The sequence below is a fragment of the Corynebacterium sp. HMSC04H06 genome, from assembly GCF_001815935.1.
GTDB lineage: Bacteria > Actinomycetota > Actinomycetes > Mycobacteriales > Mycobacteriaceae > Corynebacterium.
This window is the reverse complement of record NZ_KV823410.1, coordinates 92,656-103,265: the sequence shown is the minus strand read 5'-3', so window position 1 is coordinate 103,265 and position 10,610 is coordinate 92,656. Positions and strand designations below refer to the sequence as shown.

The 10,610-nt window shown below is 64.3% G+C and carries 12 protein-coding genes and 1 pseudogene; 1 reads left to right on the top strand and 12 read right to left on the bottom strand.

Annotation, left to right across the window (positions count from 1 at the left end):
- Positions 1 to 217 (top strand): annotated as a pseudogene (locus tag HMPREF3067_RS11325) (peptidase S8); the annotation flags it as partial.
- Here the strand turns inward: HMPREF3067_RS11325 and eccB are convergent.
- The 12 genes from eccB to secY all read right to left on the bottom strand — a co-directional run bounded on the left by eccB (position 211) and on the right by secY (position 10,467).
- Positions 211 to 1,503: a type VII secretion protein EccB gene (gene eccB / locus HMPREF3067_RS02900; RefSeq protein WP_246819212.1), complete on the bottom strand. Its 1,293-nt coding sequence runs from the start codon at positions 1,501 to 1,503 to the stop codon at positions 211 to 213. The pseudogene HMPREF3067_RS11325 and the gene eccB sit on opposite strands and share 7 nt — an antisense overlap.
- Positions 1,504 to 1,627: 124 nt before the next feature.
- Positions 1,628 to 2,554: a tRNA pseudouridine(38-40) synthase TruA gene (gene truA, locus HMPREF3067_RS02895; protein ID WP_083319102.1), complete on the bottom strand. Its 927-nt coding sequence runs from the start codon at positions 2,552 to 2,554 to the stop codon at positions 1,628 to 1,630.
- 499 nt (positions 2,555 to 3,053) lie between these two features.
- Positions 3,054 to 3,575: a 50S ribosomal protein L17 gene (rplQ, locus tag HMPREF3067_RS02890; protein WP_070768228.1), complete on the bottom strand. Its 522-nt coding sequence runs from the start codon at positions 3,573 to 3,575 to the stop codon at positions 3,054 to 3,056.
- 64 nt (positions 3,576 to 3,639) lie between these two features.
- Entirely contained in the window at positions 3,640 to 4,650 is a 1,011-nt protein-coding gene (locus HMPREF3067_RS02885; RefSeq protein WP_070768227.1) for a DNA-directed RNA polymerase subunit alpha, read from the bottom strand.
- Between the two features lie 66 nt (positions 4,651 to 4,716).
- Positions 4,717 to 5,322 (bottom strand): 30S ribosomal protein S4, encoded by a 606-nt coding sequence (gene rpsD / locus HMPREF3067_RS02880; RefSeq protein ID WP_070768226.1) that lies wholly within the window; start codon positions 5,320 to 5,322, stop codon positions 4,717 to 4,719.
- 23 nt (positions 5,323 to 5,345) lie between these two features.
- Complete coding sequence (gene rpsK, locus HMPREF3067_RS02875; protein WP_070768225.1) at positions 5,346 to 5,750, bottom strand: 30S ribosomal protein S11; 405 nt, start codon at positions 5,748 to 5,750, stop codon at positions 5,346 to 5,348.
- A 3-nt stretch (positions 5,751 to 5,753) separates the two neighbouring features.
- Positions 5,754 to 6,122: a 30S ribosomal protein S13 gene (gene rpsM / locus HMPREF3067_RS02870; RefSeq protein WP_070768224.1), complete on the bottom strand. Its 369-nt coding sequence runs from the start codon at positions 6,120 to 6,122 to the stop codon at positions 5,754 to 5,756.
- A 182-nt stretch (positions 6,123 to 6,304) separates the two neighbouring features.
- Entirely contained in the window at positions 6,305 to 6,523 is a 219-nt protein-coding gene (infA, locus tag HMPREF3067_RS02865; protein ID WP_004566852.1) for a translation initiation factor IF-1, read from the bottom strand.
- A gap of 256 nt (positions 6,524 to 6,779) precedes the next feature.
- Positions 6,780 to 7,640 (bottom strand): L,D-transpeptidase, encoded by an 861-nt coding sequence (locus HMPREF3067_RS02860; RefSeq protein WP_070768223.1) that lies wholly within the window; start codon positions 7,638 to 7,640, stop codon positions 6,780 to 6,782.
- A 142-nt stretch (positions 7,641 to 7,782) separates the two neighbouring features.
- Positions 7,783 to 8,580: a type I methionyl aminopeptidase gene (gene map / locus HMPREF3067_RS02855; RefSeq protein ID WP_256381263.1), complete on the bottom strand. Its 798-nt coding sequence runs from the start codon at positions 8,578 to 8,580 to the stop codon at positions 7,783 to 7,785.
- 16 nt (positions 8,581 to 8,596) lie between these two features.
- On the bottom strand, positions 8,597 to 9,142 hold the full coding sequence (locus HMPREF3067_RS02850; protein WP_070768221.1) for an adenylate kinase: 546 nt from the start codon (positions 9,140 to 9,142) through the stop codon (positions 8,597 to 8,599).
- Entirely contained in the window at positions 9,142 to 10,467 is a 1,326-nt protein-coding gene (gene secY / locus HMPREF3067_RS02845; protein WP_070768220.1) for a preprotein translocase subunit SecY, read from the bottom strand. The genes HMPREF3067_RS02850 and secY overlap by 1 nt, the downstream gene beginning before the upstream one ends.
- Between the last annotated feature and the right edge of the window lie 143 nt (positions 10,468 to 10,610).

Genomic DNA, 10,610 nt, shown 5'->3' with positions numbered 1-10,610 from the left:
GGCCGAGCCCGCCCACGGCGGCGTGGATCCCTTGGCGGCTGTGAGCGCGCGCCCGGCCGATTACGCCGAGGAGGAACGGGCGCTGGCCGTGGCCGCGGGCGAGGACTCGGTGCGCCCGGCCACCCGGCGGGCGCAGCTGGTGCTGCTCAGCCTGGCCGGCACCGCGTTAGTCGCGGCCCTGGGCGGGGCCGTACTCCGGCGCGGGCGCGCTCAGTAACTGGCCTTCAGCGCTTTCTCCCGGCTGAGCTGGCTGCCACCCGGCAACAGCCGGAGGATCTGCCAGGGCACTTCTCCCCCGGTGCCCGTGCCCAGGGCCTTCAGCGTGGCCTCGTCCTCCACGGAATGCCGCAGGCCGTGCGCGGTGACCAGGTGGAAGCCGTGCTCGGAACTTAGCCCCAGCCCGCCCTGGGGTAGGCCGCTGAAGCGGTCGGCCACGGCCGAGCCGGACAGCTCGATGGTCCCCTCCTGCGGCGGCGCGGCGGCCCCGCGGCCCTCGGCCGTCGCGCACAGCCAGCCGTGGGCCGGATCGATGAACTCAGGCGCGGCCTCGGGCAGGCTGAAGGCCTCCTGCGCCGCCGGGGCATCCGGCAGGGCGGCCACCTCCTCGTGGCTCAGGCGCTGCAGGTCAGCGCCGGCATCGACCAAGGCGCCGGCCTGCGGCTCGGTCAGCGCGAAGACGCCCTCCTCCGTCCGGGCCCACAGCCCCTGGTCCCCGGTACCGGTGTCGATGACGGCCGGCAGCGGGTCTGGGAACTCGACGGCGGGCAGCGCCCGGAACGCGTTGAGCAACTCCGCGGGCAGCTCCCAGCGGAAGGTGTCCGCGTCCACGCCCAGGGCGCGCCGGATTATCCGGCCCTCCGTCGTCTCCGCCGGCGGGATTTCGCGCCGACCGTGCGCGTCCACCAGCCAGTCCGTGCCTTCCGTTTCCACCCACGCGGCCTGCCCGTCAAGGAGGGTGTGCCCCTGGTTGGCGGTGACCACGATGTCCCCGGCGCTGAACTCGCGGACGGCGTCGATGGTGATGACGAAGCCGGGGGTCTCCGCCGCGTCCGCGCCGGCGAAGCAGGCCAACCACTCCACCGCGTTTTCGGTGCCGGAGGCGGCGATAAAGCCGGGCGCGTCCGCAATACCCAGCGGCACGCCCAGCTGCGCGTCGTCTAAGTGCCGGGTGCCGATGCGGGCCGGTTCCGCCGGCTCGCCGGCGATGATGCGGGCCGAGGCCAGGTTCGCCACCGGGTGGTAGGTGTCGTCGACGAGCACGAAGAGCTGCTTGTCCGCGGATTCCACAATGGGCGCCTCGCCGGGGTTGGGCTCCGGCTGCAGCCAGGCCAGCAGGGCTGCGCCTATGGCCACCAGCACCACGGCGATAAGCCCGAAGACTAGCGCGCGCCGGCGGGTAGACAACGGGTCGTGGATCATGCGGATATCCCCCATGACCAGACCATGCTCTACCCGCCTGTGCAGGAATTTGTGGCCGGATACTTGCGCCTTCGTCGTAGGCACTGGACGCGCCATAAAATTTTCCCCCCTGGGTAGCCAGCGACACCCCATCGCTGCTGTAGAAACCGTACTGTCGGCAGGCAATAAACTCTGCAAACTCTGCCGCTGCCTGACAGGGTAGCCGGGCTTAGCCGAGCTCGCTACCGCTGCGCTTGGCCCGGGTGGCCTCCGCCCGTGCGGAGAGCTCTTCCGGGGCCGGGTAGTCCACGCCGACCAGGCTGAGCCCCTTGGCCGGGGCGACCGGGATCTGGGAGGAGCGTTGACTCTCCGCGAGCATGGCCGTGGCGAAGTCGACGTTCCGACGTCCCTGCCCCACCGCCAGGCAGCAGCCCACCAGGGAGCGCACCATCGACCAGCAAAACGCGTCAGCGACCACGTGCGCCTGGTACAGATTCGGCTCGGTGGCCGTCGAGACATCCTCCCAGGTAAAGCTCTCCAGCTCGCGTATGGTGGTGGCGTGCGGCTTGGCTTTACAGAAGGCCGCGAAGTCGTGGAGACCCACCAGGAGGTTGGCGGCCTGTTGCATGGCGTCGATGTCTACCGGCTTCGGCCAGACCGCGGTATCCGCCCTGCGCATGGGTAGCGCTCCGGCCGGGGAGGTGGTCACCCGGTAGAGGTAGTGCCGCCGCAGGGCCGAAAAGCGCGCGTCGAAGCCGGCGGGGGCGAAGTCCACGTCGTGGGCCCGGATATCGTCCGGCAGGAGCTTGGACAGGCGGCGGACTAGCTTGCCCGGATCCCCGTCGATGGAGCGTTGCTGCAGCGACTCCTCCGGGATATCGAAGTGCGCGACCTGACCGGCCGCGTGCACGCCGGCGTCGGTGCGCCCGGCGACGGTCAGCTCGACTGGGTGGCGCAGGATCAATGTCAGTTTGTCCTCGATGACCGCCTGCACCGTACGCAGCTCGTTGCCCTGCTGCGGCTTCTGCCGAGCCCACCCGTGGAAGCCAGTGCCGTCGTAGGCCACGTCCAAGCGCACGCGCCGCACGCTGACGGCGGGCGAGGGATTGGCCGTTTCCTCCGGGGTGGCCTGGCGGGGATGCTCAGCAGAGTTCATAGGCCCACATGCTACCGCCACGCCGGGCCGGAAAAAAATTTTTGGACCCGATTTCTTGGCACCTAGCGGGCATTATGTGGGATAGCTGAATGTGTGGAAACTGCATTAACAGCACCTTTACAGACTGACCTGCCACAATAATTGTCAGGCGCCAAGGGAAGGCGATCATTTCCGCTTTCCTTGGTGTGGATTTGAGAGATGGTCCTTGCGCCCCGCAGGGCGGCTGATGACAGCCAAAGCGGGGCGGACTTCGCAGAGGCGGCTTGAACGGCCGCGGAGGAGTATTCCTTTTCAAGCAGTGGCTTGGGGAACCTTAGAGAGACAGAGACAGCGAACCGTCGGTAGCCTTCGGGCCGCCGGCGGTTCGTTGTTGTATCGGCCGCTGTCTCACCCAGCGCGGTCCTATCCCGCGCTGGGCGCGGACACCACAGCACAAAGAAACCGCCCGGCCTTACCGCAGGTGCGGAGTGGACGGGCGGTTTTACTGAGTCAGAAGGACTTACTTGTCCTCAGCCTCGGCCTCAGCCTCAGCAGAAGCCTCGGTGGTCTCCTCAGCCGAAGCCTCCTCAGCGGCCTCCTCGGACTTTTCAGCCTCAGCCTCTTCGGCCTCGGCCTGCTTGGAGGCGGCGGCGCGGGTAGCGCGGTTAGCCTCGGCGGAGACGGTCTCCTCGGTCACCAGGGAGATCTGGGACATCGGAGCGTTGTCGCCGGCGCGGTTGTCCAGCTTGATGGTGCGGGTGTAGCCGCCGTCGCGGTTAGCGAACTTCGGGGCAAGCTCATCAAACAGGTAAGCAACAACATCCTTGTGCGGGATGAGCTTCAGAACCTGGCGGCGGTCGGCAACGGAGCCGGACTTGGCCTTGGTGATGATCTTCTCGGCGTAAGGACGAAGCATCTTCGCCTTCGCATCGGTGGTCTTGATAGCGCCGTGCTCGAACAGGCTGACTGCCAGGTTGCTCAGCAGGTGAGCTTGCTGGGCAGCGGAGCCGCCGAGACGGGCACCCTTCTTCGGGGTAGGCATTATGTACTCCTCGTTAGCGTTTTAAATGAGCGCTGCAGCCGGCGGGGCCGGCGCACTAGCTTCTTTACTCGGAATCGTCTGCAGCCGGATCCTTAAAGTCACCGGTTTCAGCGTCGTAACCTTCCAGCTGGGTGGGGTCGAAGTCTTCCGGAGTGTCCTTCAGAGCCAGACCCAGGTTAGCCAGCTTGATCTTTACCTCATTGATCGACTTCTGACCGAAGTTGCGGATATCCAGCAGATCGGACTCGGTGCACTCGGCGAGCTCACCGACGGTGTGGATTTCCTGGCGCTTCAGGCAGTTGTAGGAGCGAACGGAGAAGTTCAGGTCTTCAATCGGCTTGCTATAGGCAGCGATGAACTCCGTCTCCTGCGGGGACGGGCCGATCTCGATGCCCTCGGCGGCCGTGTTGAGTTCGCGGGCCAAGCCGAACAGCTCAACCAGGGTGCCACCGGCGGAAGCCAGGGCGTCGCGAGCGGTTATGGAGTTCTTGGTCTCCACGTCGATGATCAGCTTGTCAAAGTCGGTGCGCTGCTCAACACGAGTTGCCTCGACCTTGTACGAAACCTTGAGGACCGGGGAGTAGATCTGGTCGACCGGGATGCGGCCGATTTCCCCAGACGTAGCGGCGGCCGGCACGTAGCCGCGGCCGCGCTCTACGACAAGCTCCATGTCCAGCTTCGCGGTGTCATTCAGGCTGGCGATGTGCAGATCCGGGTTGTGGATCTCCACGCCGGCCGGCGGCTGAATGTCGCCCGCGGTGACCTCGCCCGGGCCTTCCTTGCTCAGGTACATAACGACCGGCTCCTCGGAGTCGGACGACAGCACCAAGCCCTTGATGTTCAGGATGATCTCGGAAACGTCTTCCTTGACCCCGTTGATGGTGGTGAACTCGTGGAGAACGCCATCAATCTTGACGGAGGTCACGGCCGCGCCCGGGATGGACGACAGCAAGGTGCGACGCAGGGAGTTGCCGAGGGTGTAACCGAAGCCCGGCTCGAGCGGTTCGATGACGAACTTGGAACGAGACGAGTCGATGAATTCTTCGGAGAGCTGAGGACGCTGGGAAATGAGCATTGAAATTCTCCTTTTCGACGCCCGCTATATGACGTCGGTAGAGGGATAAAGATGACTTTTCGAAGGTTACTTCGAGTAAAGCTCGACGATGAGCTGCTCCTGCAGCGGGATGTCGATCTGTGCACGCTCGGGCAGCTGGTGCACGAGGATGCGCAGGGTCTCCGGAACGACCTGCAGCCATGCCGGAACGTTGGCGTCGGCCAGGCGGTCCTGGGCCTCTTCGAACCATTCCATCTTCTGAGAACGCTCGCGGACATCGATGATGTCGTACTGCGTCACGCGGAAGGACGGAACGTTGATGTTCTTACCGTTGACGGTGAAGTGGCCGTGGGAAACCAGCTGACGGGCCTGGCGGCGGGTGCGAGCCAGACCAGCACGGTAGACCACGTTGTCCAGGCGGGACTCCAGCAGGATGACCAGGTTGTCACCGGTCTTGCCCGGCAGGCGGTTGGCCTCTGCGTAGTAGCGGCGGAACTGACGCTCCAGGACACCGTAGGTGTACTTTGCCTTCTGCTTTTCCTGCAGCTGCAGCAAGTACTCGGATTCCTTGATGCGGTTGCGGCCAGCCTGTCCCGGGGGGTACGGGCGGCGCTCAAACGCCATATCGCCGCCGACCAGGTCGACGCGGAGACGGCGGGATACACGGGTAGCGGGGCCGGTATAACGAGCCATAGTTTAGTTACCTCTTCCTTCCCTTAAACGCGACGACGCTTCGGCGGACGGCAGCCGTTGTGCGGCTGCGGAGTCACATCCGAGATCGAGGACACCTCTAGGCCGGCGGCCTGGAGCGAACGGATTGCGGTTTCGCGGCCCGAGCCCGGGCCCTTAACGAAAACGTCAACCTTCTTCATCCCGTGCTCCATCGCCTTGCGGGCGGCGGACTCGGCAGCCATCTGGGCTGCGAACGGGGTGGACTTACGGGAACCCTTGAAGCCGACGTGGCCGGAGGATGCCCAGGAAATCACAGCACCGGTCTGATCGGTGATCGAGACGATGGTGTTGTTGAAGGTGGACTTGATGTACGCGTGGCCCTGGGCCACATTCTTCTTTACGACGCGACGGCCAGAACGGCGGGCGCCGGAACGAGTCTTTGGAGGCATGAATTACTTCTTCTTTCCTGCGATCGTCTTCTTCGGACCCTTACGAGTACGAGCATTGGTCTTGGTGCGCTGACCACGAACCGGCAGGCCACGGCGGTGGCGCAGGCCCTGGTAGCAGCCAATTTCAATCTTGCGGCGGATATCAGCCTGTACCTGGCGGCGCAGATCGCCTTCTACCTTGTACTCAGCCTCGATCGCGTCACGCAGTGCCGACAGCTGGTCATCATCCAGGTTGTCGGTACGCAGGTCGGAGGAGATGCCGGTCTTTTCCAGCAGTGCCTTGGCACGGGTGTGCCCGATGCCATAGATGTAGGTGAGAGCGATCTCCATGCGCTTATTGCGCGGGAGATCAACACCAGCTAGACGTGCCATGTGGCTTGTCCTTTCGGGTTTTTACGGTGGTTTTCTCCCTACCCGTCCCCTACCATTTCGCGCGCCGCCCGGACCGTGCCGGTGCCAGCGCGAAATTGTGGTGGGGCTCAAGCCACCGTGACCTGAGGTGGAAAAAGGCGACCGACCTTGCGGCCGCCCCTGGGTAAGGAGGCTTACTGTCTTTACTTGTAGCGGTAGACGATGCGTCCGCGGGTCAGGTCGTAAGGAGACAGCTCAACAACTACCCGGTCCTCAGGGAGGATGCGGATGTAGTGTTGACGCATTTTGCCCGAAATGTGGGCAAGAACCTTGTGTCCGTTGTCTAGCTCGACACGAAACATTGCATTCGGCAAGGGCTCGATGATGCGGCCCTCGACCTCAATTGCGCCTTCCTTAGCCATAACCTCAACTTTTCTAGCCGCTGGCGACTAACCAAAGCGACTGCATGTATTTGTCTACTGCCTGGCGTTTAACGTGCGGGAAGTTCCGCACACATACACCAAACAAAGAGCATACGCGTTAACGACACGAATTCCAAACCCGTGCCACTACCCTTGTGCAGGATCCCAGCCGGCGAGCGCCCGCGAAAAGGCCCGCCCCGCGCCATAAAAGGCGGTGCGGGGCGGGCCGGGAAAGTTTCAGATGTCGAAGCTTCGCTTAGTAGATGAAGACCTTGTCACCAATCTGCAGGTCGTTGAAGTAACGGACAGCAGCCTGGCCCGGCAGGCGGACGCAACCGGCAGAGTCGTACGCCGGGTCGCCCAGGTGGAAGGCGTGGCCGTTGTTGGTGAAGTAGATGGCGTAAGGCATCGGGGCGTTGTTGAACTCGTAGGAGATCTCGTCCTTGATCTTACGGTTGACGTGGAAGGTGCCACGCGGGGTCTCCTGGCCCGGCTTGCCCGGGGCCATGGACGGGGCGACGTAGGTGACATCGCCGTTCTTCTGCAGCCAAGTGCGGCGGCCGTCCAGGTCGACGCAGACGGCGGCGTCGACCGGACACGGGCCGCGGTTGAAGGCGTTGCGCTGGCGCTCCTGCTCCGCCTTGCGGGCAGCGGCCTCGGCGGCAGCCTTCTCGCGGGCGGCCTGCTCAGCCTGGGCGCGGGCAGCGGCGTCGCGGGCGGCCTTGGCCTCGGCCTGCTTCTGGGCCACCAGGCCCGGGAACAAAGCATTCAGGACGTTGTCGACGACCGGGCGCAGGGCGTTGGCGGCCTGCGGGTTGAGCTTGTTGACCTCGTCAAGCATCTGATTGCGGGTGTTCCAGGCCTGCTCGCGAGCCCCGCCGAAGAATTTGTCAGCCTCGTCCTGCACCTGCTTGGACAGCTGGTCGATGTTCGGCAGTTCGGAGCTACCTTGGTTCAGCTGAACCTGGGAGGACAAACGAGTCGGGTCCGGCATTTGCTGGGCGCGGGCGTTCGGTACGCCACCAATCAGGGTGACGGCTATGGCCACCGTGGCGGCCAGCGCGAGGGCGGCGCGACGGAAAGCCAGGGGGACGGCATTGAAGCGGAATTTCGACATGCTGGAAATTATAGACCTCTGTCCGAGGAATTTCCCAGCCGGGCGTGAACGTTACCAAATCGTAGCCGCGCACGGGCTTTCCCGCCCAGCGCCGCCGCGCGCTGCCCGGTGCTCTCGGGAGCCTGGCCCTAGTAAGGCCGGGCTACTTGTCGTAGCGTGGGGTCAGGATGCGCGGGCCGTCGGCGGTGGCGGCGACGGTGTGCTCCCAGTGGGAGGCCAGCGAGCCGTCCTCAGTAATGACGGTCCAGTCGTCGTCCAGAACCACGGAGCCTTCGGTGCCCAGCGTCAGCATGGGCTCGATGGCCAGCACGGAGCCTTCCTGGATATAGGGCCCGCGGCCCGGGCGGCCCTCGTTGGCCAGGTAGGGCTCCTCGTGCATGGTGCGGCCGATGCCGTGGCCGCCGTAGCCGTCGACGATGAACAGCTCGACACCGAACTTTTCCTCAGCGGCCCAGGTGGCTAGCTCGAGCGCGTGGGAGACATCGGTCAGTCGGTTGCCCGGCACCATGGCTTGAAGCCCCTCGGACAGGACCCAGGCGGTGGCATCGTTCAGCTTGGCAGCCTCCGCGCTGACCTCGCCGACGGGGAAGGTCCAGGCGCTGTCCCCCACCCAGCCGTCGAGGGTGGCCCCGCAGTCGATGGAGACCAAGTCGCCTTCGGCCAGGACCGTCTCGTTATCGGGGATGCCGTGGACGATGACGTCGTTGACGGAGACGCAGATGGAGCCCGCGAAGCCCTCGTAGCCCTTAAAGGTGGGCTGAGCCCCGGCGCCGCGGATGAGTTCTTCCGCGACGGCGTCGAGCTCGAGGGTAGATACGCCAGGCGCCGCAGCCAAGCGCACGGCCTGCAGGGCGCGGCCGACGATTTCGCCGGCCGCCTGCATGGCGTCGAGTTCGCCCGGGGTACGGGCGGGGATGCGTTTGCTGCGGCGCGAGAAGATGGAAATGGCTCTTAACCTACTTCCCCAGTGCTTCCATGGCGCGGGCGTTGATCTCTTCGATCTCGCCCTCGGCCTTGATCGAGATGATGGCGTCGCCGTAGTGCTGGATGAGCGGGAAAGTCTCATCGCGGTAGACGCCCAGGCGGGTGCGGATAGTGTCCTCGGTGTCATCCGCGCGGCCGCGGGCCAGCATGCGCTCGACCACGACGTCCTCGGAAACCTCGAAGTTCAGCACGCCGTCCAGCTCCAGGCCCTTGTCGGCCAGCAGCTTGCTCAGGATGTCGGCCTGCGCCACGGTGCGCGGGAAGCCGTCCAGCAGGAAACCCTTGGCGGCGTCGTCCTGCTCAAGGCGGTCTTTGACCATGCGGGCGGTGACGTCGGTCGGCACGAGCTGGCCGGCGTCCATGTAGGACTTGGCTTCCTTGCCCAGCTCGGTGCCCTCGCCGATGTTGGCGCGGAAGAGGTCACCGGTGGAGATGTGCGGGATGCCCAGCTTTTCGCTCAAGATAGCGGCCTGCGTGCCTTTGCCGGCACCGGGAGGTCCAAGGAGTACGTAACGCATTATTTCAACAGTCCTTCGTAGTTCGATTGCAGAAGCTGGGACTCAATCTGCTTGACGGTAGTCAAGGCAACAGAGACCATAATCAAGATCGCGGTACCACCGAAGGCGGTCATGCCGCCGCCCTGGGAGTGCCCCACGCCGAAGTCCAGCAGGATGTTCGGCAGGATAGCAATGATACCCAGGTAGGCAGCGCCCACGAACAGCAGGCGGTTCATCACGTAGCCCAGGTACTCGGCCGTCGGGCGGCCGGGGCGGATGCCCGGGATGAAGCCACCGTACTTCTTCATATTATCTGCTTGCTCCGCCGGATCGTACTGAACCGATACGTAGAAGTAAGCGAAGAAGATGGTCAGCACGAAGTAGAGCACGATGTACTGCCAGGACGCCGGGCTCTGCAGCCAGGAGATGACGTTGCGCTGCCACCAGTTGTCCGGGGTGACCGCGTTGTTGGAGTTGACGATCTGGGTGATAAGCACCGGCATGTAGATTAGCGAGGACGCGAAGATCACCGGGATAACGCCGGCCTGGTTGACCTTCAGAGGCAGGTAGGTGGAGGAACCACCGTACTGGCGGCGGCCCACCATGCGCTTGGCGTACTGGACCGGGATGCGGCGCTGGCCCTGCTCAATGAAGGTGATGCCGATAACCAGGACGATGACGCCGGCGACGATCATGGCGAAGACCAGGCCGCCGTTGTTCTGCAGGATGTTCATGCCGTCGGTAGGCAGACGGGTCGCGATACCTGCGAAGATCATCAGGGACATGCCGTTGCCGATACCCTTTTCAGTAATCAGCTCGCCCATCCACATCACGAGCACGGCGCCGGAGGTCATCACCAGCACCAGCACCACTAGGTCGAAGATGTTGCGGTCCGGAACCAGGACCTCCACGCCTTGGCCCAGCAGCTGCTGACGGTCTGCTAGGGCGACGATGCCGGAGGACTGCAGCAGCGCCAGCGCCACGGTGAGGTAGCGCGTGTACTGCGTCATCTTGGTCTGCCCAGACTGGCCTTCCTTCTTCAGCTGCTCGAAGTGCGGGATGACCACGGTTAGCAGCTGCACGATGATGGAGGCCGTAATGTACGGCATGATGCCGATGGCGAAAATCGACAGCTGCAACAGCGCGCCACCCGAGAACAGGTTGATGACGGAGTACAGGTTGCCGGATTCTTCCGTCAGGTCGCGCAGACGGCCCGCGATGGCGCCGTAGTCGACGCCCGGGGACGGGATCTGCGCGCCGATGCGGTACGCGATGATCATCACGATCGTAAAGATGATCTTTTTGCGCAGATCGGCGTCCTTAAATGCCTGGATAATGGCGGACACTACACAATCCTCCTGGCCTACCGAGGGCGTCCGCAGAAAAATACCGCCCGCGCCTCGCGCGTGCCGGTGCCCTTCTACTGCCTCGAGGTGGATACTCATTTGACCCGCTGGGCAAAGCCAGGCCGCCGTCCGCGACGCGCGCG

Coding starts and splice junctions, on each gene's coding strand:
- truA (WP_083319102.1), bottom strand. CDS start 2,554: ATGAACTCTGCTGAGCATCCCCGCCAGGCCACCCCGGAGGAAACGGCC.
- rplQ (WP_070768228.1), bottom strand. CDS start 3,575: ATGCCTACCCCGAAGAAGGGTGCCCGTCTCGGCGGCTCCGCTGCCCAG.
- HMPREF3067_RS02885 (WP_070768227.1), bottom strand. CDS start 4,650: ATGCTCATTTCCCAGCGTCCTCAGCTCTCCGAAGAATTCATCGACTCG.
- rpsD (WP_070768226.1), bottom strand. CDS start 5,322: ATGGCTCGTTATACCGGCCCCGCTACCCGTGTATCCCGCCGTCTCCGC.
- rpsK (WP_070768225.1), bottom strand. CDS start 5,750: ATGCCTCCAAAGACTCGTTCCGGCGCCCGCCGTTCTGGCCGTCGCGTC.
- rpsM (WP_070768224.1), bottom strand. CDS start 6,122: ATGGCACGTCTAGCTGGTGTTGATCTCCCGCGCAATAAGCGCATGGAG.
- infA (WP_004566852.1), bottom strand. CDS start 6,523: ATGGCTAAGGAAGGCGCAATTGAGGTCGAGGGCCGCATCATCGAGCCC.
- HMPREF3067_RS02860 (WP_070768223.1), bottom strand. CDS start 7,640: ATGTCGAAATTCCGCTTCAATGCCGTCCCCCTGGCTTTCCGTCGCGCC.
- HMPREF3067_RS02850 (WP_070768221.1), bottom strand. CDS start 9,142: ATGCGTTACGTACTCCTTGGACCTCCCGGTGCCGGCAAAGGCACGCAG.